The organism is Streptomyces sp. NPDC001868 (genome assembly GCF_040297125.1).
In the GTDB taxonomy this organism is placed as follows: domain Bacteria; phylum Actinomycetota; class Actinomycetes; order Streptomycetales; family Streptomycetaceae; genus Streptomyces.
The window spans coordinates 209,458-229,473 of sequence record NZ_JBEOYO010000009.1 but is presented as its reverse complement, the minus strand read 5'-3'; the positions used below and the strand labels follow the sequence as shown (position 1 = coordinate 229,473).

Annotated in this window: 17 protein-coding genes and 1 pseudogene; 9 read left to right on the top strand and 9 right to left on the bottom strand. The window is 71.3% G+C overall.

Features of this window, described 5'->3' with window-relative positions; all coding sequences use genetic code 11:
- Positions 1–34: 34 nt before the first annotated feature.
- The gene (locus ABT147_RS14425; protein WP_351405577.1) at positions 35–484 is read right to left on the bottom strand and encodes a DUF6314 family protein; all 450 of its coding nucleotides are present in this window, start codon (positions 482–484) and stop codon (positions 35–37) included.
- 161 nt (positions 485–645) lie between these two features.
- On the opposite strand from ABT147_RS14425, the gene ABT147_RS14420 reads away from it, so the two are divergent.
- Positions 646–3,129 (top strand): alpha-L-arabinofuranosidase family protein, encoded by a 2,484-nt coding sequence (locus ABT147_RS14420; RefSeq protein ID WP_351405575.1) that lies wholly within the window; start codon positions 646–648, stop codon positions 3,127–3,129.
- 109 nt (positions 3,130–3,238) lie between these two features.
- Here ABT147_RS14420 and ABT147_RS14415 read toward each other — a convergent pair whose 3' ends face one another.
- Complete coding sequence (locus ABT147_RS14415; RefSeq protein ID WP_351405573.1) at positions 3,239–3,994, bottom strand: LysR substrate-binding domain-containing protein; 756 nt, start codon at positions 3,992–3,994, stop codon at positions 3,239–3,241.
- 95 nt (positions 3,995–4,089) lie between these two features.
- Between ABT147_RS14415 and ABT147_RS14410 the strand changes: the two genes are divergently transcribed.
- Both ABT147_RS14410 and ABT147_RS14405 read left to right on the top strand, forming a co-directional pair.
- Positions 4,090–4,494 (top strand): DUF5997 family protein, encoded by a 405-nt coding sequence (locus ABT147_RS14410; protein WP_351405571.1) that lies wholly within the window; start codon positions 4,090–4,092, stop codon positions 4,492–4,494.
- 197 nt (positions 4,495–4,691) lie between these two features.
- Positions 4,692–6,239, top strand: coding sequence for a hypothetical protein (locus ABT147_RS14405; RefSeq protein ID WP_351405570.1), 1,548 nt, complete (start codon positions 4,692–4,694; stop codon positions 6,237–6,239).
- Positions 6,240–6,296: 57 nt separating this feature from the next.
- On the opposite strand, the gene ABT147_RS14400 is transcribed toward ABT147_RS14405, so the two are convergent.
- Together ABT147_RS14400 and ABT147_RS14395 are read right to left on the bottom strand one after the other, a co-directional pair.
- On the bottom strand, positions 6,297–7,034 hold the full coding sequence (locus ABT147_RS14400) for a VOC family protein (protein ID WP_351405568.1): 738 nt from the start codon (positions 7,032–7,034) through the stop codon (positions 6,297–6,299).
- Positions 7,010–7,240 (bottom strand): hypothetical protein, encoded by a 231-nt coding sequence (locus ABT147_RS14395; RefSeq protein ID WP_351405566.1) that lies wholly within the window; start codon positions 7,238–7,240, stop codon positions 7,010–7,012. The genes ABT147_RS14400 and ABT147_RS14395 overlap by 25 nt, the downstream gene beginning before the upstream one ends.
- Before the next feature lie 37 nt (positions 7,241–7,277).
- Here ABT147_RS14395 and argC point away from each other — a divergent pair, with 37 nt between their 5' ends.
- From argC to ABT147_RS14370, 5 genes are read left to right on the top strand one after another with little or no spacing between them, the layout of a single operon-like run.
- Positions 7,278–8,306, top strand: a complete 1,029-nt coding sequence (gene argC / locus ABT147_RS14390) for an N-acetyl-gamma-glutamyl-phosphate reductase (protein WP_351405564.1) — start codon at positions 7,278–7,280, stop codon at positions 8,304–8,306.
- Complete coding sequence (gene argJ, locus ABT147_RS14385) at positions 8,303–9,457, top strand: bifunctional glutamate N-acetyltransferase/amino-acid acetyltransferase ArgJ (protein ID WP_351405561.1); 1,155 nt, start codon at positions 8,303–8,305, stop codon at positions 9,455–9,457. Before argC ends, argJ begins: the two co-directional genes overlap by 4 nt.
- Positions 9,454–10,362, top strand: a complete 909-nt coding sequence (argB, locus tag ABT147_RS14380) for an acetylglutamate kinase (protein WP_351405559.1) — start codon at positions 9,454–9,456, stop codon at positions 10,360–10,362. Before argJ ends, argB begins: the two co-directional genes overlap by 4 nt.
- On the top strand, positions 10,359–11,576 hold the full coding sequence (locus ABT147_RS14375; RefSeq protein ID WP_351405557.1) for an acetylornithine transaminase: 1,218 nt from the start codon (positions 10,359–10,361) through the stop codon (positions 11,574–11,576). The genes argB and ABT147_RS14375 overlap by 4 nt, the downstream gene beginning before the upstream one ends.
- Positions 11,577–11,583: 7 nt before the next feature.
- Entirely contained in the window at positions 11,584–12,120 is a 537-nt protein-coding gene (locus ABT147_RS14370; RefSeq protein WP_037701646.1) for an arginine repressor, read from the top strand.
- 380 nt (positions 12,121–12,500) lie between these two features.
- Here ABT147_RS14370 and ABT147_RS14365 read toward each other — a convergent pair whose 3' ends face one another.
- From ABT147_RS14365 to ABT147_RS47310, 5 genes and pseudogenes are all read right to left on the bottom strand, one after another.
- Positions 12,501–13,295, bottom strand: a complete 795-nt coding sequence (locus ABT147_RS14365) for an FAD:protein FMN transferase (RefSeq protein WP_351405554.1) — start codon at positions 13,293–13,295, stop codon at positions 12,501–12,503.
- Between the two features lie 4 nt (positions 13,296–13,299).
- Positions 13,300–14,409: an FMN-binding protein gene (locus ABT147_RS14360; protein ID WP_351405552.1), complete on the bottom strand. Its 1,110-nt coding sequence runs from the start codon at positions 14,407–14,409 to the stop codon at positions 13,300–13,302.
- A gap of 166 nt (positions 14,410–14,575) precedes the next feature.
- Positions 14,576–15,913: a ferredoxin reductase family protein gene (locus ABT147_RS14355; protein WP_351405638.1), complete on the bottom strand. Its 1,338-nt coding sequence runs from the start codon at positions 15,911–15,913 to the stop codon at positions 14,576–14,578.
- 168 nt (positions 15,914–16,081) lie between these two features.
- A complete protein-coding gene (locus ABT147_RS14350; RefSeq protein WP_351405550.1) occupies positions 16,082–16,669 on the bottom strand; it encodes a pyridoxamine 5'-phosphate oxidase family protein in 588 nt (195 codons plus the stop codon).
- Between the two features lie 706 nt (positions 16,670–17,375).
- A pseudogene (locus tag ABT147_RS47310) lies at positions 17,376–18,206 on the bottom strand (hypothetical protein); the annotation flags it as partial.
- A gap of 219 nt (positions 18,207–18,425) precedes the next feature.
- Between ABT147_RS47310 and argH the strand changes: the two are divergent.
- Complete coding sequence (argH, locus tag ABT147_RS14340; protein WP_351405548.1) at positions 18,426–19,859, top strand: argininosuccinate lyase; 1,434 nt, start codon at positions 18,426–18,428, stop codon at positions 19,857–19,859.
- Positions 19,860–20,016: the final 157 nt, after the last annotated feature.

Genomic DNA, 20,016 nt, shown 5'->3' with positions numbered 1-20,016 from the left:
CGGCTCAGCGGCTGAGTGGCTCAGCGGGCGGGGCTCAGGGAGTGTGCTCGCGGGTGTGGTCGGTGACCAGGAGTTGGTCCTTCGCGGGGCCGCCGACCCGCCAGGTCGTGCGCCAGCGGTCCACGTCGTACACCTCGAACTCGCCCCGGTAGAGGTCGGCGACACAGGGGTGGTCCGTGCGCCAGTGGCCGGTGGTCAGGTCCAGGTCGTGGAAGGGGCGCCCGTCGGCGAAGCGGACGTCCGCCGTGCCGGGGGCGGGGCCCGGCAGGAAGCGCAGAGTGCGTTCGGCGGGGCGCGGGACGCCCTGCCAGACGAAAGTTCCGGTCTCCCGCTGGAGGAGACCGCCGTCGTCCAGCGGGCTGAAAACAGTCGTCCCCGTGAACCGGCCTTCCGCCCCGCTCGCGAGATCCCGTACGGATCGCAGAACCCGCCACGTCCCGCGGAGGTGGGTCAGTACATCGGGAACTGGCAGGAAATCGCCCATCCGTCCTTCACTTCCGACCACTTCCGACACTTTCGGTGCTGTGCGACCCGTTGACGCTCTCTTGGTCACCTCCCTATCTTGCCGTTCGATGTGCTGATCATCGTCTGACATTTCGAACAGCTCCTGTCACTCCAGACCCCACCCCGAGCCGCGGAGTATCCATGTCACGCAGCACCCGCACCCGTTGGAGACTCGGCCTCACCGCCACCGCCTTCCTGGTGGCCGCCGCCTCCGTCCCGGCGCCCGCGCACGCCGAGGACGTCACCGACTACGCGATCACCGTCGACCCGTCCGCCAGGGGCGCGAAGATCGACGACACGATGTACGGCGTCTTCTTCGAGGACATCAACCGGGCCGCCGACGGCGGGCTGTACGCCGAACTCGTGCAGAACCGGTCCTTCGAGTACTCGACCGCCGACAACCGCGCCTACACCCCCCTCACCTCCTGGGCCGTCGACGGCACCGCGCAGGTCGTGAACGACGCCGGCCGGCTCAACGAGCGCAACCGCAACTACCTCTCCCTGGGCGCCGGTTCGGCCGTCACCAACGCCGGCTACAACACCGGTGTCCGTGTCGAGGAGGGCAAGAGGTACGACTTCTCGGTGTGGGCGCGCGCCGACAGCCGTACGAAGCTGACCGTCACCCTCCAGGACGCCGACGGCACGCTCGCCGCGGCGCGGCGGGTGGCCGTCAAGGGCGGCTGGGCCAAGTACAAGGTCGCTCTCAAGGCGACGCGGACCAGCTCCGACGGCCGTCTGACCGTCGCCTCCGCCGGCCCCGCCGCCCTCGACGAGGTGTCGCTCTTCCCGCGTGACACCTACAAGGGCCACCGGAACGGTCTGCGCAAGGACCTCGCCGAGAAGATCGCCGCCCTGAAGCCGGGCTTCGTCCGCTTCCCCGGCGGCTGTCTGGTCAACACCGGCTCCATGCAGGACTACAGCGAGGCCTCCAACTGGGAGCGCAAACGCTCGTACCAGTGGAAGGACACCATCGGCCCGGTCGAACAGCGGGCGACGAACTCCAACTTCTGGGGCTACAACCAGAGTTACGGCCTCGGCTACTACGAGTACTTCCAGTTCTCCGAGGACATCGGCGCGATGCCGCTGCCCGTGGTGCCCGCCCTCGTCACCGGCTGCGGCCAGAACAAGGCCACGGACGACGAGGCCCTGCTCCAGCGCCACATCCAGGACACCCTGGACCTCATCGAGTTCGCCAACGGGCCCGTGAGCAGCGAGTGGGGCAAGAAGCGGGCCCGGATGGGCCACCCCAAGCCCTTCCACCTCACCCACCTCGGCGTCGGCAACGAGGAGAACCTGCCGAACGAGTTCTTCGCCCGCTTCCAGAAGTTCCGGGCCGCCATCGAGGCGAAGTACCCCGACATCGAGGTGATCTCGAACTCCGGCCCCGACGACACGGGCACCACCTTCGACACCGCCTGGAAGCTGAACCGCGAGGCGAACGTCGACATGGTCGACGAGCACTACTACAACAGCCCGCAGTGGTTCCTCCAGAACAACGACCGCTACGACTCCTACGACCGGAACGGTCCGAAGGTCTTCCTCGGCGAGTACGCCTCCCAGGGCAACGCCTTCAAGAACGCCCTCTCCGAAGCCGCGTTCATGACCGGCCTGGAGCGCAACGCCGACATCGTGAAGCTCGCCTCGTACGCGCCGCTCCTCGCCAACGAGGACTACGTGCAGTGGCGGCCGGACATGATCTGGTTCAACAACCACGCCTCGTGGGGCTCGGCCTCCTACGAGACGCAGAAGCTCTTCATGAACAACGTCGGCGACCGCGTCGTACCGTCGACGGCCACCGGGACGCCCGCGCTGACCGGCCCGATCACGGGTGCCGTGGGCCTGTCCACCTGGGCGACGACAGCGGCGTACGACGACGTGCGGGTGACCTCGGCCGAGGGCACGCCCCTGCTCACCGACGACTTCAGCGGTGACGCCTCCAGGTGGACGCACACCGGCAATGGCAGCTGGAGCGTCCAGGACGGGCAGTACGTCCAGACCGATGTGGCCGCCGAGAACACCATGGTCCAGGCCGGTGACACCGCCTGGCACGACTACGACCTGAAGGTGAAGGCCACCAAGAAGTCCGGCAAGGAGGGCTTCCTCGTCGCCTTCGGCGTCAAGGACACCGGCAACTACTACTGGTGGAACCTCGGCGGCTGGAACAACACCACCAGCGCGGTCGAGGCGGCCGTGGACGGCGGCAAGTCCACGCTGATCTCCAAGCCGGGGACCATCGAGACGGGCCGTACGTACGACGTCGAGGTCAAGGTACGGGGGCGGCAGGTGACCCTGCTGCTCGACGGGCAGGAGTGGGGCTCCTTCACCGACGACAAGGCGGCGGAGCCGTTCCGGCAGGTGGTGACGCGGGACGCGAAGACCGGTGACCTGATCGTGAAGGTCGTCAACGCGCAGGGGGTGGCCGCGCGGGCGGCGATCGATCTCGGGGGTGCGAAGGTGCGGTCCAAGGCGCGGGTGACGACGTTGACGGCGGCGCCGGACGCGGTGAACACGGAGACGGCTACGCCGGTGGCGCCGGTCACGTCCACGTTCAGTGGGGTGGCTCGGGAGTTCAGTTATACGTTTCCGGCGAACTCGGTGACGTTCCTGAGGATCAAGAAGCGGTGAGGGTGGGGGTGACCTGGGGTTTGTGAGCCGGGTGCGGGGGTGCGGGGGCTGGTCGCGCAGTTCCCCGCGCCCCCAGGCGGGCCTTCGGCCCATCCAGCGGGCGCCCTGCTCACGAGCGGCGGCGGGGCTTTCCGGTCTTGCCGCCGCTCTTCGGGTTTCTGCCGCCGCGGGCGGTCGGTTTGCCCGCGGCGGGCCGGTGTGGGCGCTTGGGTTTCTGGGGCTGCTTCTTCTCCTCCGGAGGCTTGGCGCGGCCCCGGGAGCTGTTGACCGTGCGGCCTCGGACGATGCCGATGAAGTCCTCGACCAGGTCGGTGGTCGCGTCCTGCGGCCAGGACAGGGCGACGCGGGACTCGGGGGCGTCCGTGAGCGGGCGGTAGGTGAGGTCCTTGCGGTGGTGGAGCCGGGCCAGCGACTGGGGGACGACGAGCAGTCCGATCCCGGCCGCCACCAGGTCGATCGCGTCCGCCGTGGTGGCCGGCCGCTCGAACGCCGGCTCTCCCGGCGGGCGCTCCCAGCCGAGGGTGTCGTCGAGCGGATGCAGCACGACCTCGTCCGCCAGATCCTCGGTGGTCACCTCGTCGACCGCCGCGACGACGTGGTCCTTGGGGACCACGACCACCGTGGTCTCGGTGTAGAGGGGGATCGCGCTGAGGTCGGTGTCGTCCACCGGCAGCCGCACGAAACCGGCGTCGGCGCCGCCGTCCCGCAGCACACCGAACGCCTCGGTGGCCGTCACCTGGAGGAGGGTCAGAGGGACGTCGGGCAACCGCTCGTTCCAGATCCGCACCCACTTGGTGGGCGTCACTCCCGGCACGTACGCGAGCCGGAACGAAGGGAACGCGGGGGATGCTTCCGAGCCTGTCACGTGCCCAGGCTAACGGGCGGGGGGCCGGGCCCGGTCATCGCCGCCGATCCGGTGCGTGGTCGGCGGTCGCGCGCACGCTCGATACCCTTGACCCCATGACGTCGCACCAGACCACCCAGACCATGAAGCCCGCCACCGCGGCGAAGAAGCTGGGTGTGTACCTCCAGGCCACCCCCGCCGAGTTCCAGGAGGGCGTCGTCTCGCGCGCCGAGCTGACCGCGCTCCAGACGGACCCGCCCGCCTGGCTTGAGGAGCTGCGCCGCAACGGCCCGCACCCCCGCCCCGTGGTCGCCGAGAAGCTGGGTGTCTCCATCGCGGGGCTCGCGCGCGGCGGAGTCACCGAGGCCCTCACCACCGAGCAGATCGAGGCCCTGAAGCAGGAGAGCCCCGAGTGGCTGCGCAAGGAGCGCGCCACCCAGGCCGAGGTCCGCAAGGAAGGCGCCCGCCTCAAGAGGCGTGACGCGGAGCGGGCGGCCCAGTCGGACGACCGGCGGTCCTGACCCGGGGCGTAGTTCCTGGCGGGGCTGAGCGCGCACATCCGCCCGTACGACTGCGGCCCGGCCGTACGACCGGGGCCTGGCCGTACAACTGAGGCCCTGCCGTCCCGCCGTCCCGCCGTCCCGCCGTCCCGCCGTCCCGCCGTCCCGCCGTCCGAAAATCATGAGCCGCTCGGCAGGGGCCCGGGCAGGATGCCTCCGTGAAGCATCTTCTGTGTGGCCTCGCCGCCAATCCGGCTCTGCCGTCCGAGCTGGTCGACCGGCTGGTCGCGGTCGCGGACGAGGAGGTCGACCACGGCCTCTCCGACCGTGCCGACCTCAGCCGGGCGCAGGCGGTCGCGCTGGCCTCACGGGACGAGGCGCAGGGGGCGGGGTCGGCGCACCGGGGCATCCTCACCGCCGCCGACGTCGACCCCGCGGCACAACCGCTCGCCGCCCTCGCCCTGCTCGACGAGGGTGCCGGCGACCCGGAGTGGACCCGCCTCCTCGCGGCGGATCCGGAGGTCCGGCACCGGGAGAAGCTGGCCGCCTGCCCCGGTCTGCCGCCGGACGTGGTGGAGACCCTCGCCGCGGACCCGGACGTACGGGTCGTCGCGGAGCTGGCCCTGTGGGCGCGGCCGGACGTGGCCGCCCGGCTCGCGGGGCATCCGCATACCGAGGTCCGTGGCGCGGTGGCGGCCAACGAGGCCACGCCGTCGGACGTGCTGGCGGCGCTCGTCACCGGCGAGGGGCTGCCGCCCGCGCGGCGCTGTCTGGTCTGCGACCGGGAGGAGCCGCCGTTCACCCATGGTTCGGACTGCGCGCGGCTCGACTGCGATCTGCTGCCGGGTGCCTCGTGCGACGGCTCCCACGGCTCCGCCACGCTCGCCCTGCTGTGGGCGGCCCTGAAGAACCCGGCCACACCGGCTGAGGTGGTCGCGGGCTTCGCCGACCACCCCTCGATGTCCCTGCGCCGGGCGCTGGCCGTCCGCCCCGGTCTGCCCCCGGAGACATACGCACGGCTCGCCGTGGATCCCACGCCCGGTACGCGCGCCGACCTCGCCGGGAACCCCGCGATCGACGACACCCTGATCCGCGCGCTGGCCGACGACACCTGCCCCGACGTCCGGCGCGGGCTCGCGCACAACCCGCGGGTGCCGCTCGACGTGCTCGCCCGCCTGGCCGCCACCACCAGGATCGGCGGCACCCTCCTGCCCCGGATCGCCTCCGCCACGGCCGCCGAGGTCGAGGAACTGGCCCGGTCGCCGCACGCGGTCGTACGTGTGCTCCTGGCCCGGCGGCGTGATCTGCCGACCGCGATCCGTGCCGCGCTTGCCGACGACACCGACGCGAAAGTGGCCAAGTCCATAGCTCCGCACCCCGGTCTGCCCGAGGCGCGGTTGCGTGCCATGGTCGACCGGCACGGGGTCCACGTCCTCGCCGGGGTGGCGGCCAACCCGGACGCCACCCCGGCCCTGCTGGAACACGTGTCCCGGCATACCCCCTCGGCGCGCAAGGCGCTCCGTGAGATCGCCCGGCACCCCCGTGCGACGGCCCCGGCGCTCCTGCCCTGCCTGGCGGACGAACGGGCGAGACACCTCGCCGCCGGTCACCCGGCGCTGCCGCCCCAGGTCATCACGGACCTGCTCGGCGACACCGATCAGCAGGTCGCGGAAGCTGCCGCCGCCAACCCGTCGCTCCCGCTCACGACGATGGAGGAGTTGGTGGAGACGCTGGTGGATGAGCTGATGCGGGAGTCGCGGTCCTAGGGGCCTGGCCGTGGTCACCGGTGCCGAGCCACTCGCCGGTGTCGTCCGGGCGCCGCGTCAGGACCGGGCGAGGACGCAGAACTCGCGGCCCTCCGGGTCGGTCAGGCAGGTCCACGGGACATCGCCCTGGCCGACGTCGAGGTCGGTGGCGCCGAGGGCCCGCAGCCGGGCCACCTCCGCCGCCTTGTCGTCACCGGGGTCCGGCACCAGGTCGAGGTGGACGCGGTCCGGCACGGTCTTCAGGCCGGTGCGGTGGAACTCGAGATACGGGCCGACCCCCTTGGCGGAGCGCCACACCGCGCGATCGTCGGTCACCTCGTGCAGGGTCCAGTCGATCGCCTCGTCCCAGAACCGGGCCATGGCCCGCGGCTCCGCGCAGTCGACCACCACCCGGGCGATCGGCCCGGTGTCCCGGTAGACCTCCCGGGGCTCCAGCACACAGAACTCGTTGCCCTCCGGGTCGGCGAGGACCGTCCACGGCACATCGCCCTGGCCCACGTGGACGGGCGTGGCGCCGAGAGCCTTCAGACGCGCGACCAGCTCCGCCTGATGGGCCCCGGAGGTGGTGGCGAGATCGAGGTGCACACGGTTCTTGGTGGACGTCCGGGGCCAGGGGACGGCGATGACGTCGACGCAGACGCCGACCGGGTCCAGCCAGTCGAAGCCGACGGGTTTGGCGGCTGTGGCACCGGACCCGCCGCCGGAGACCTCCCAGCCGAGCGCCTCCGCCCAGAACCGGCCGACCAACGCGTCGTCGAGAGCCTTGATGTTCACCAGAGCAGGTCGTAGCGCCATGCCCATGATCCTATGCATCCGCCCCGCGACGGCATGAAGCCCCAGACGCGCCAGTGGCACCGGTAGTGCCGGTAGTGCCAGTGGTGCCGGTAGTGCCGGTAGTGCCAGTGGCACCGGTAGTGCCGGTAGTGCCAGTGGTGCCGGTAGTGCCAAGTCGCCGCCGGATCGTATGCGGCCTCCCATTCACAGATTGCATAAACGTGCATCGAAACGTATAGTCATGCCATCTAAGAGGAGGGTTCCATGGCGGTACGCGTGGCGGTGGCGGGAGCGAGTGGATATGCGGGCGGCGAAGTGCTGCGCCTGCTGCTCGCGCACCCCGAGGTCGAGATCGGTGCACTGACCGGCAACTCGAACGCGGGCCAACGCCTGGGCGGGCTCCAGCCGCATCTGCTGCCCCTGGCCGACCGGGTGCTCCAGGAGACGACCGCCGAGGTGCTGGCGGGCCACGATGTGGTCTTCCTCGCGCTGCCGCACGGGCAGTCCGCGGCCGTGGCCGAGCAGCTCGGCCCGGAGGTGCTCGTCGTCGACATGGGCGCCGACTTCCGGCTGAAGGACCCGGCCGACTGGGAGCGGTTCTACGGCTCGCCCCACGCCGGGACCTGGCCCTACGGCCTCCCCGAACTGCCGGGTGCCCGCGCCGCGCTGGAGGGGTCCAAGCGCATCGCGGTACCCGGTTGCTACCCCACGGCCGTGACGCTGGCCCTGTTCCCGGCGTACGCGGCGGGCCTCGCCGAGAGCGAGGCCGTGATCGTCGCCGCCTCCGGCACCTCCGGCGCGGGCAAGGCGGCCAAACCGCATCTGCTGGGCTCCGAGGTCATGGGGTCCATGTCCCCGTACGGCGTCGGCGGCGGCCACCGGCACACGCCCGAGATGATGCAGAACCTCGGCGGGGTCGCCGGCGAGCCGGTCTCCGTGTCCTTCACACCGACCCTCGCGCCCATGCCCCGCGGCATCCTCGCCACGTGCAGCGCCAAGGCGAGGCCCGGCGTCACCGCCGAGTCCGTGCGCGCCGCGTACGAGAAGGCCTTCGCCGACGAGCCGTTCGTCCATCTGCTCCCCGAGGGGCGGTGGCCCGCCACGGCGTCCGTCTACGGTTCCAACGCCGTTCAGGTGCAGGTGGCTTTCGACGAGGCGGCGGGCAGGATCATCGCGATCAGCGCCATCGACAACCTCACCAAGGGCACCGCCGGTGGCGCCCTCCAGAGCATGAACATCGCCCTCGGACTCCACGAGACGACGGGGCTTTCCACGATCGGAGTCGCACCGTGAGCGTGACGGCAGCCAAGGGATTCACGGCGGCGGGCATCGCCGCCGGAATCAAGGAGAACGGCAACCCGGACCTGGCCCTCGTGGTCAACACCGGGCCCCGCCTCGCCGCCGCGGGCGTCTTCACCTCCAACCGCGTCAAAGCCGCGCCGGTCCTGTGGTCCGAGCAGGTGCTGAAGGGCGGCCGGGTCTCCGCCGTCGTCCTCAACTCCGGTGGCGCCAACGCCTGTACGGGCCCCAAGGGCTTCCAGGACACCCACGCCACCGCCGAGAAGGCCGCCGAGGTCCTCGACGGCCACAGCGCCGGTGAGATCGCCGTCGCCTCCACCGGCCTCATCGGCGTACTGCTGCCCATGGACAAGCTGCTCCCGGGCGTCGAGACCGCCGCCGCGCAGCTCTCCGAGCACGGCGGTGAGAAGGCCGCCATCGCCATCAAGACCACCGACACCGTGCACAAGACGTCCGTCGTGACGAAGGACGGCTGGACGGTCGGCGGAATGGCCAAGGGCGCCGGCATGCTCGCGCCCGGCCTCGCCACCATGCTCGTCGTCCTCACCACGGACGCCGACCTGGAGAGCGACGTGCTCGACCGGGCCCTCCGGGCCGCCACCCGCACCACCTTCGACCGCGTCGACTCCGACGGCTGCATGTCCACCAACGACACCGTGCTGCTGCTTGCCTCCGGGGCCTCCCAGGTCACCCCGGATCACGAGGAGTTCGCCGAGGCCGTCCGCGCGGTCTGCGACGACCTGGGCCAGCAGCTGATCCGGGACGCCGAGGGCGCCAGCAAGGACATCAAGATCGAGGTGGTCAACGCCGCGACCGAGGACGACGCCGTCGAGGTGGGCCGCTCCATCGCCCGCAACAACCTCCTCAAGTGCGCCCTCCACGGCGAGGACCCCAACTGGGGCCGGGTGCTCTCCGCCATCGGCACCACGCGGGCCGCCTTCGAGGCCGACCGGCTGAACGTCGCGATCAACGGCGTCTGGGTCTGCAAGAACGGCGGCGTGGGCGAGGACCGCGACAAGGTCGACATGCGCTACCGCGAGGTGCACATCGTCGCCGACCTCGCCGCCGGGTCCGAGACCGCCACCATCTGGACCAACGACCTCACCGCCGACTACGTCCACGAGAACAGCGCCTACTCGTCATGAGCACCACGCGGAAGCACACCGCTCTCCCCAAGGCCCAGATCCTCATCGAGGCGCTGCCCTGGCTGACCCGTCACAACGGCAAGACGGTCGTCATCAAGTTCGGCGGCAACGCCATGATCGACGAGGACCTGAAGGCCGCCTTCGCCCAGGACGTCGTCTTCCTGCGGCACGCCGGGCTCAACGTCGTCGTCGTGCACGGCGGCGGCCCGCAGATCAGCGCCGCCCTCGACCGGCACGGCATCGTCAGCGAGTTCAAGGCCGGCCTGCGCGTCACCACCGAGGACGCCATGGACGTCGTACGCATGGTGCTCGCCGGACAGGTACAGCGCGAACTGGTCGGGCTGCTCAACCAGCACGGGCCGCTCGCCGTCGGACTGACCGGCGAGGACGCGCACACCATCACCGCCACCAAGCACCTGCCCGAGATCGACGGCGAGTTGGTCGACATCGGGCGGGTGGGCGAGATCACCGCGATCGACACGGGCGCGATCGAGGCACTGCTCGCCGACGGCCGCATCCCGGTCGTCTCGTCGATCGCCCGTAGCCAGGACGACGGACATGTCTACAACGTCAATGCTGATACGGCGGCTGCGGCACTCGCTGCTGCTCTGGGCGCCGAAACCCTCATGGTCCTCACGGACGTCGAGGGCCTCTACGAGGACTGGCCCCACTCCGACGAGGTGATCAGCCGCCTCACCGCTTCCCAACTGGAGAAGCTGCTGCCGGAGTTGTCCTCCGGCATGGTGCCGAAGATGCAGGGGTGCCTGCACGCCGTACGCAACGGCGTCCAGACCGCCCGGGTCATCGACGGCCGGGTCCAGCACTCGATCCTGCTGGAGATCTTCACCGACGAGGGCATCGGCACGATGGTCGTGGCGGATGCGGAAGAGGGGGACGGGGCATGACCGCGAACGACGAGCTGACCCAGCGGTGGCAGGGCGTGCTCATGAACAACTACGGCACCCCGAAGCTCTCGCTCGTCCGCGGCGCGGGCACCAAGGTGTGGGACGCCGACGGCAACGAGTACGTCGACTACGTCGCCGGGATCGCGGTCAACGCGCTCGGCCACGCCCACCCGGCGATCGTCGAGGCCGTCAGCACCCAGATCGCCTCCCTCGGCCATGTCTCCAACCTGTTCGTCGCCGAACCGCCCGTCGCCCTCGCCGAACGGCTCCTGGAGCACTTCGGCCGCGACGGCAAGGTCTTCTTCTGCAACTCGGGCGCCGAGGCCAACGAGGGCGCGTTCAAGATCGGCCGGCTCACCGGGCGGACCCATATGGTCGCCACCGAGGGCGGCTTCCACGGCCGGACCATGGGCGCCCTCGCCCTCACCGGCCAGCCCGGCAAACAGACCGGCTTCCACCCGCTGCCCGGCGACGTCACCCATGTCCCGTACGGCGACGCGCAGGCCCTGGCCGCCGCGGTCACCGAGGAGACGGCCCTCGTCATCATCGAGCCCGTCCAGGGCGAGAAGGGTGTCGTGGTCCCGCCGGCCGGCTATCTGAAGGCCGCGCGTGCCATCACGGCCGCCACCGGGTCGCTGCTGGTCCTCGACGAGGTGCAGACCGGCGTCGGCCGGACCGGGCACTGGTTCGAGTACCAGGCGCACGAGGGCGTCCTGCCCGACGTCGTCACCCTCGCCAAGGGCCTCGGCGGCGGACTGCCGCTCGGCGCGACCGTCGCCTTCGGCCGGGCCGCCGACCTGCTTCAGCCCGGACAGCACGGGACGACCTTCGGCGGTAACCCGGTCGCCTGCGCCGCCGGACTCGCCGTCCTGGAGACCATCCGGGCGGAGGGCCTGCTGGAGAACGTCAAGCGGCAGAGCGAGAAGCTGCGGAACGGAATCGAGTCCCTCGGCCACCCGATGATCGACCATGTCCGTGGCGCGGGCCTCCTGCTGGGTATCGTGCTCACCGAGCCACTCGCGCCCCTGGCGCAACAGGCCGCTCAGGACGCCGGTTTCCTGGTGAACGCGCCCGCCCCCGATGTCGTACGACTGATGCCGGCGCTCACCATCGGTGACGCGGAGGTGGACGCCCTCCTCGGGGCGCTGCCCGGAGTCCTCGACGCGGCGCGGGCGGCGCACGAAGACAGTGGGGACGGACGAGCCGGGGAATGAGACGACGATGAGCCAGGCGCAGGAGCACGACCAGGCGGGGCCCGCCGTGCCGCAGACCCGCACCGCACGCCACCGGCGGATCGTGGACATCCTCAACCGGCAACCTGTGCGGTCGCAGAGCCAGTTGGCGAAGCTGCTGTCCGACGACGGGCTGAGCGTCACACAGGCGACGCTCAGCCGGGACCTGGACGAGCTGAACGCGGTGAAGATCCGCAACACCGACGGTGACCTGATCTACGCGGTGCCGAGCGAGGGGGGTTTCCGGACGCCTCGCGCTCCGCTGGGGGAGTCGGCGAAGGAGGAGCGGATGCGGCGGCTCTCGGCTGAGCTGCTGATCTCCGCGGAGGCCTCGGCGAATCTGGTGGTGCTCCGGACGCCGCCGGGGGCGGCCCAGTTCCTGGCCTCGGCCATCGACCAGGCGGAGCTGCACGACATCCTGGGGACGATCGCCGGTGACGACACGTTGATGTTGATCAGCCGGGATCCGGTGGGTGGGCAGGCCTTGGCCGATCATCTGCTGCGGTTGGCTCAGAACGGTCACTGAGCGGCCACCGAAGGGGTGCGTTTCGCGGGGAGGCCGGCTGCGGGTACGTCGTGGCCGGCCGCGCAGTTCCCCGCGCCCCTGGAAAACCGGGCTTCGCCCGCCTTTTCCCGACCCGTACCCGCATGGCAGCCGGTTGCCGGGATCTGCCCGTCACAGCTGCGGGCAGTCGTGCTGCCGGTGCGGCGCTCACCCGGCAGCGGGATGCTGAAATCCGCCTGTCGTAGCCGCGGGCTGTCGGGCTGTCGGTGCGGCGCCTATCCGACGGCGGGATGGTGCTGGGATCCGCCCGTCACAGCTGCGGGCAGTCGTGCCGCTGGGGCGGCACGGGTGGGCGCAGGCGGCACCCGGCAAGCGCCGGTGAGCGAAACCCCGCCCCGAGCTCAGCCCAGCCGCGCGGCCAGTCCTCCTGTGCAGCGGACCTCGTCGCCCGCCGTGATCAGCAATGCCTCCGTGTCCTCCAGGGACTCCAGCCAGGCGAGGCCCTCGCGGGAGCCCATGGCGAAGGCGGCGGTGGCCCAGCAGTCCGCCCAGGTCAGGCGGGGGGCGACGACCGTCACGGAGACCAGGTCGGTCACGGCGGACTTGCCGGTGCGGGGGTCGACGATATGGGCGCCCCGCTCGGCCGTGCCGGAGGTGGCGACGGCGAGGCGGTCGGTACCGGCGGCGGTGACGACGGCCGCGAGTCCCCCGGGCCGGAGCGGATCGGCGACACCGACACGCCACGGCCGCTCGGGACCGGGGACCCCGCACAACTGCACGTCACCGCCCCCGTTGACGCTCACCCCGACCACCCCGGCGTCGACCAGACGCCGGGCGGCCCGCTCGGTGGCCCACCCCTTCACCAGCCCCGTCGGATCGAAGCGGCCCTCGTACGTGGCGCTGAACCAGCCCCGGCTCAACCGCTCGGCCTCCGCGCACAGTTCGAGCACCTCGGCGACCTCGGGCTCGCACTCCTCGATCGTCACCTCGCCCCGGGCCAGCCGGGAGATCCGGCTGTCCTCGCGATAGGTGCTGAACACCTCGTCCACGGCGTGGAGCCCGGCCACCGCCTCGTCGAGCGCGGCCCGCACCGCGGCGGGCTCGCCTCCCCGGATGTCGAAGGAGAAGACGGTGCCCATCACCTCCTCGGCGTGCCGCAGCTGGGCGGGCGCGGCGGCCCCGGCGGGTTCGGCCACCGGATCAGCCGGCCTGGTCCAGCGCGGACTGGAGGGACTGCTTGTAACCGCCGCTGGTGTATGTGGCGCCCGAGACAGCATCGATGTCAGCGCTCCCTGCCGAGACGGCGTTCTGGTTGAGCTGGGGGATGGCGGTACTGCTGATCTGCGTGGAACGGCCCCCGCTGGGCTGCTGCAGCGCCTCGGCGTTGGTGATCTTGCCGCCGCTGACCGTGACACGGACCTGGACCGGGCCGTAGTCGGTCTGGATGGTGGAGCCCGTGAGCACCTGGGTGCCCGTCGCCTGCCCGGCACCGGAGTCCTCGGCGCCGCCGCCCGCGCCTTCCTGCGCGCCGCCGCCCGCCTCGGCCTGCCCGCCGCCGGCCCCGGCCTCGGTGCCCGAGCCCTGCGCCTTGCCGGCCTGGTCCAGGGCGGCCTGCAGGGACTCCTTGTAGCCGGCGCTGGTGTAGGTGGCGCCGGAGACGGCGTCGATCTGGGCGCTGCCCGCCGCCACCGCCGCCTGGTTGAGCTTCGGCACGGAGTCGCTGGTGATCTGGGTGGAGCGACCGCCGCTCGGCGCCTGCACGGCCTCGGCGTTGGTGATCTTGCCACCGCTGACCGTGATCCGGACCTGGACCGGCCCGTACTCGGTCTGCACGGTGGTACCCGTGAGCACCTGGGCGCCGCCGCCCGAGCCCTGCGCCTTGCCGGCCTGGTCGAGGGCGGCCTGGAGGGATTCCTTGTAGCCGGCGCTGGTGTAGGTGGCGCCGGAGACGGCGTCGATCTGGGCGCTGCCCGCCGCCACCGCCGCCTGGTTGAGCTTCGGGATCGCGTCGCCGCTGATCTGGGTGGAACGGCCGCCGCTGGGCTGCTGCACCGTCTCGGCGTTGGTGATCTTGCCGCCGTTGACGGTGATCCGGACCTGGACCGGGCCGTACTCGGTCTGCACGGCGGTACCCGTCAGGGTCTGCGCGCCGGCCGCCACCCCGCCCTGTGCCGAAGGCGCGCCCCCGGCGGCTCCGGCCTGTACCGAACCGGCGTCCGAGGCCGGCTTCAGCGACAGCAGCAGCACGATGCCGGACACGGTGGCGGCGGTGGCGAGCAGGGTCCGCCGGATGGGGTGGCTCTTCTTCATCGCTCCTTCAGCTCCTGAAATATGAAGTCTCGCGGGGGAGACCCCTGGGACGAACCCGTGGGGCCCCACGGCCAGAAGTCGGGGTGGGCGGTCGGGTGGGACCTGTGGCTGTGACGGTCGGATGGGACGCGCGGCGAGCGGTCCCGTCGCCCGTCTCTCGAATCGCTCACATCTCGAACGACTCGTGGTGGATACGGCGGGTCGGTACACCCGCGCCGCGCAGGGCCTCGTACACGCCCTGGGCGAAACCGGGCGGCCCGCACAGGAAGACGTCGTGGCTCTCGATGTCCGGGATCTTGCGGCGCAGGGAGTCCGGCGAGATGTCGGGGCGTTCGCCCTCCGGGCTGTTCACCGCGTACATCAGCCGCGCCCCGCGCTCCTCGGCGATCAGCGCCAGCTCGTCCCACAGGGCCAGATCCTGGGTGGTGTTGGCCCGGTAGAGCAGGGTCAGGTCACCGGCCGCGCCGGGCAGCGTCTCGAACAGGGCCCGCATCGGTGTGATGCCCACACCGCCGGCCACCAGCAGCACCTTGCCCCGGCTGCGCTTGCCGGCCGTGAGCGCCCCGTACGGGCCCTCGGCCCACACCCGGGTGCCGGGCTCCAGATCGCGCAGGGCAGAGCTGTGGTCGCCGATCGCCTTGACGGTGATGCGCAGCATGTTGGGGCGGGGCGCCGCCGACAGCGAGTACGGGTGCGAGCTGAACCGCATGCCCGGCGCCAGGAACCGCCAACGGAAGAACTGCCCGGCCTCCGCGCCCATCCGGTGCAGCTTGCGCCCGCTCATCAGCACCGAGACGATGCCGGGCGACTCCTCGATGACCGCCTCGACCCGCAGCCGGTGCTTCATGTTCAGCTTGATCGGGCAGATGATCCGGTACCAGACCACCAGCGCGGTCACCGCCCCGTACAGCCCGTACCAGGCGGTCTTCGCGGCGGGCGTGGCGGCGAACTCGTTGCCGGTGGTGATCTGGTGCCAGAACGTCAGGAACGTGGCCGCGTACGTCAGCAGGTGCGTGTGGTACCAGAGGTCGTACGGGAGCCGCTTGCGCACCGGGCCGATCGAGATGAGCCCGATGAACACCAGCAGACCGGTGCCGATGGCGGCCTTGCCCATGTCCGGCAGCTGGTTGATGGAGTCGATGGTCTGCTGGAGGATCGCGGTGTGGGTGAGGCCGGCCTGGAGGGCGTACCCGTACATCGTGAGGACGACGTGCGCGACGACCAGGCAGAGCGTGTAGCGGCCGGTCATCGCGTGCCAGCGGGCCACCCGGTCGGAGCCGACCCGGCGTTCCAGCGCGGGCACCCGGGCCATCTGGAGGACCACCAGGGCCATCAGATACCCGCCGAGCAGCCCGGTGATCCGGCCGGCGTTGACCATCTTGCTGCCCTGGTCCGCGATGGACGGCGTGTTGTCCCACCACAGCCACACCACCGCGGCCGCGCCCGCCCAGAAGGCGATCAGCAACGGGACGGCGGGAGAACGACGAGGGCGGATGCGGCGCATCGTCTGGCGGCGCGCTGCGCGACCTCCGGCGATCGTGGACACGGTTCCTCCGTGGTGGGCTGGACCCTTGGCCCACACGTACGTGCAGGGAGTGCCGTGTGTTCAACGGTGTGAACAACTCCCTTGTGGAACGCCCGGTACCGGATGAGGTCCGAGGGTCCCGTGCCGTCAGGGGTTCGACGGCGGCAGCGGCAGGGGCAGCCCAGGCAGTCCGTCCAGACTGGTCGCGATGTGCTCCTTGGAGCCGAAGTAGGCGCTGAGCGAGTCGTCGTCCTCGCGCGCGAAGCGCCGGCCGTGCAGGTCGCGGTCCTCCTCGTACGCCATGAAGGGCACGGAGTAGCCACAGCTGTCGCGGACGCGTTCGGCGCGGACCACGATGACGGCGCGCAGGCCGTGCGGGGTCGGGTCGATGTCCGGGAAGCGGGCGAGGAGTCCGGGGAAGCGCGGGTCGTCGCGGAAGACGGCCTCACCCGTGCCGTGCACGCGGACGATGTTGGGCGGGCCCTGGAAGGCGCACCACATGAGGGTGATCCGGCCGTTCTCGCGCAGATGCGCGATCGTCTCCGCGTTGGACCCGGCGAAGTCCAGGTAGGCGACGGTCAGTTCGTCGAGGATCACGAACGAGCCCTTGAGGCCCTTGGGGGAGAGGTTGACCGTGCCGTCGGCGGACAGGGGCGCGGTCGCGGTGAAGAAGAGGGGCTGGGCCTCGATGAAGGAACGCAGGCGGCCGTCGATGCGCTCATAAGTCTTTCCCATGGCTAACGATTATCGACGGAAACGCTTCGCCTGTCTAAGGAATTGGCTCGGATCCCCGAGGCGCTGGGCCCGGACACACGAATTCCGGGTGGACCCCATCGCTGGGGTCCACCCGGAACCAGGTCTTCCATGTCCACCCCGGCCGGCGCGCGGGGCGGACACGGCTCCTGTCACCCACTGGGGGCGCGGGAGGTCACTCGGGTCGATCCGGTGGTCCGCCGGTGGCCCATCGACGCGCTACCGACGGGCCGGCCGGCGGACCACCCGTGGACTACTGGTTGAGCTGGCAGGGGGCGAGCGCTTCCAGGCCCTCGGGCTTGTCGGCGGCGCGGCCGATGGCGGTCTCGATGCGGTTCAGCGCGGCGACGCGCTTGTCCTCCAGCGGGCCGAGGATGGCGTTGTCGACGAAGTTGGCGCCGCCCTGGCCGACGGTGTCGATGAGGCGCTGGTTGGCCTCCTGGATCTGCGTGTCGAGGAGGGCCAGGTTGCGGTCGACCTCGGCCTGCGCGGAGGCGGGGATGGCCGGGAGGCTTCCCTCGACGGCCGGGCAGGAGATGGTGCCCGCGGCACCGGCGTTGCCCGCGTCCGCGGCACCCTCACCCGCGCCCGCACCGGCTTCCTCGCCCGCACCGGCCTCGGCACCGGCCTCCGCACCAGCGCCGGCCTCGGCACCGGCGTCCGCCTCTTCACCGGCGCCCGCGGCGCCCTCGTTCAGCTCGCAGGGGGCGAGTGCCTCCAGGCCCTCGGGCTTGTCGGCGGCGCGGCCGATGGCGGTCTCGATGCGGTTCAGCGTCGCGACGCGCTTGTCCTCCAGCGGGCCGAGGATGGCGTTGTCGACGAAGTTGGCGCCGCCCTGGCCGACGGTGTCGATGAGGCGCTGGTTGGCCTCCTGGATCTGCGTGTCGAGGAGGGCCAGGTTGCGGTCGACCTCGGCCTGCGCGGAGGCGGGGATGGCCGGGAGGCTTCCCTCGACGGCCGGGCAGGAGATGGTGCCCGCGGCACCGGCGTTGCCCGCGTCCGCGGCACCCTCACCCGCGCCCGCACCGGCCTCCTCGCCCGCACCGGCCTCGGCACCGGCGCCCGCGGCGCCGCCCTGGACGAGTTCACAGGGGGCGAGCGCTTCCAGGCCCTCGGGCTTGGCGGCGGCGCGGCCGATGGCGGTCTCGATGCGGTTCAGCGCGGCGACGCGCTTGTCCTCCAGCGGGCCGAGGATGGCGTTCTGGACGAAGTTCGGACCGCCCTGGCCGACCGTGTCGACGAGGCGCTTGTTGGCCTCCTGGATCTGGGTCTGCAGCTGGGCGAGGTTGTTGGTGACCTCGGCCTGCGCGGAGGCGGGGATCGCCGGGAGGCTTCCCTCGACGGCCGGGCAGGAGATGGTGCCGGGCGACGCGCCCGCCGCCGCGTCCTGCCCGTTGTTGTTGGCACCCTCACCGGCGAGGGCGGAACCCGCGATGACCGCTCCGGAGAGCACGACAGCGGCGGCGCCGCCGATGATCCCTACGCGACGCTTGTTGTACTTCGGAAGAGCCCTGGACATGCGGATGCCTCACTAGGGTCGGGTGTGGTCGTTGTTTACAAACGCGGCGCCTGCGTTCGGGGAGAGTTACGGGTAAGCGGTTTCGTTTGTTCAAACCTTCCTCCGTATCTCTCAAAGTTCTCTCAGATTGACGATTCATGCAGAGTTCTGCATAATCATGCATAGCAGCGAACGCAGTGCGTGCCTGCGACCGACCAACCCTCTCTAGGAGCAACGCGAGTGAGCAGCAACAGCGGTGACGTACGGCTCTGGGGCGCCCGTTTCGCCGACGGTCCCGCCGAGGCCCTGGCGAAGCTGTCCGCGTCCGTCCACTTCGACTGGCGGCTGGCCCCGTACGACATCGCGGGCTCCCGCGCCCACGCGCGCGTGCTCCACAAGGCGGGCCTGCTCACCGAGGACGAGCTGACCCGGATGATCGCGGGCCTGGACCAGCTCGAGACGGATGTGGCCTCGGGCGAGTTCGTCGGCACCGTCGCCGACGAGGACGTGCACACCGCCCTGGAGCGCGGCCTCCTGGAGCGCCTCGGCCCCGACCTGGGCGGCAAGCTGCGCGCAGGCCGGTCCCGCAACGACCAGGTCGCGACCCTCTTCCGCATGTACCTGCGCGACCACGCCCGCACGGTCGGCGGCCTGATCGCCGACCTCCAGGACGCGCTGATCGGCCTCGCCGAGGCCCACCCGGACGTGGCGATGCCCGGCCGCACGCACCTCCAGCACGCCCAGCCGGTCCTCTTCGCCCACCATGTCCTCGCCCACGTCCAGTCCCTCTCCCGGGACGCGGAGCGGCTGCGCCAGTGGGACGAGCGCACGGCCGTCTCCCCGTACGGCTCGGGCGCCCTGGCCGGATCCTCCCTGGGCCTGGACCCGGAGGCGGTGGCGAAGGACCTGGGCTTCGAACACGGCAGCTCGGCGAACTCCATCGACGGCACGGCGTCCCGTGACTTCGTCGCCGAGTTCGCCTTCATCACCGCGATGATCGGCGTGAACCTCTCCCGGATCGCCGAGGAGGTCATCATCTGGAACACGAAGGAGTTCTCCTTCGTCACCCTCCACGACGCGTTCTCCACGGGCTCGTCGATCATGCCGCAGAAGAAGAACCCGGACATCGCGGAGCTGGCGCGCGGCAAGTCCGGCCGCCTCATCGGCAACCTGACGGGGCTGATGGCGACCCTGAAGGCCCTGCCCCTCGCCTACAACCGCGACCTCCAGGAGGACAAGGAGCCGGTCTTCGACTCCATCGACCAGCTGGAGATCCTCCTGCCCGCCTTCACCGGCATGATGGCCACCCTCACCGTCCACCGCGAGCGCATGGAGGAACTGGCCCCCGCCGGCTTCTCCCTCGCCACCGACGTCGCCGAGTGGCTCGTCAAGCAGGGCGTCCCCTTCCGCGTCGCCCACGAGGTCGCCGGCGAGTGCGTCAAGACCGCCGAGGCCGAGAACAAGGAGCTCGACGACCTGACGGACGACCAGTTCGCCAAGATCTCCCCCCACCTGACCCCCGAGGTCCGCTCGGTCCTCAACGTCCCCGGCGCCCTCGCCTCCCGCAACGGCCGAGGCGGCACGGCCCCGAGCGCGGTGGCGACCCAACTGGCCGAGATCAAGACGAACGTGGCGACCCAGCATGCGTGGGCGACCGCCAAGAGCAACAAGTAAGCAGGGACCGCGCCCCTGCTTGTCAGGGGCGCGGGGAACTGCGCGAGAAGCCCCACCGAACCCGCACGCACCCACCCACCGAACCCGCACGCACCCACCCACCGAACCCGCACGCACCCACCCACCCCGCGCGGAGCGCGAAGGGGGTCGAAGGGGC

What these genes read in the sequence shown, in the direction of transcription:
- ABT147_RS14350 (WP_351405550.1), bottom strand. Translation starts at nt 16,669, where the DNA reads ATGGGAAAGACTTATGAGCGCATCGACGGCCGCCTGCGTTCCTTCATC.
- ABT147_RS14425 (WP_351405577.1), bottom strand. Translation starts at nt 484, where the DNA reads ATGGGCGATTTCCTGCCAGTTCCCGATGTACTGACCCACCTCCGCGGG.
- ABT147_RS14395 (WP_351405566.1), bottom strand. Translation starts at nt 7,240, where the DNA reads ATGCACGTTTATGCAATCTGTGAATGGGAGGCCGCATACGATCCGGCG.
- ABT147_RS14355 (WP_351405638.1), bottom strand. Translation starts at nt 15,913, where the DNA reads ATGCGCCGCATCCGCCCTCGTCGTTCTCCCGCCGTCCCGTTGCTGATC.
- argC (WP_351405564.1), top strand. Translation starts at nt 7,278, where the DNA reads ATGGCGGTACGCGTGGCGGTGGCGGGAGCGAGTGGATATGCGGGCGGC.
- ABT147_RS14375 (WP_351405557.1), top strand. Translation starts at nt 10,359, where the DNA reads ATGACCGCGAACGACGAGCTGACCCAGCGGTGGCAGGGCGTGCTCATG.
- argB (WP_351405559.1), top strand. Translation starts at nt 9,454, where the DNA reads ATGAGCACCACGCGGAAGCACACCGCTCTCCCCAAGGCCCAGATCCTC.
- ABT147_RS14360 (WP_351405552.1), bottom strand. Translation starts at nt 14,409, where the DNA reads ATGAAGAAGAGCCACCCCATCCGGCGGACCCTGCTCGCCACCGCCGCC.
- ABT147_RS14420 (WP_351405575.1), top strand. Translation starts at nt 646, where the DNA reads ATGTCACGCAGCACCCGCACCCGTTGGAGACTCGGCCTCACCGCCACC.
- ABT147_RS14410 (WP_351405571.1), top strand. Translation starts at nt 4,090, where the DNA reads ATGACGTCGCACCAGACCACCCAGACCATGAAGCCCGCCACCGCGGCG.
- ABT147_RS14370 (WP_037701646.1), top strand. Translation starts at nt 11,584, where the DNA reads ATGAGCCAGGCGCAGGAGCACGACCAGGCGGGGCCCGCCGTGCCGCAG.
- ABT147_RS14400 (WP_351405568.1), bottom strand. Translation starts at nt 7,034, where the DNA reads ATGGCGCTACGACCTGCTCTGGTGAACATCAAGGCTCTCGACGACGCG.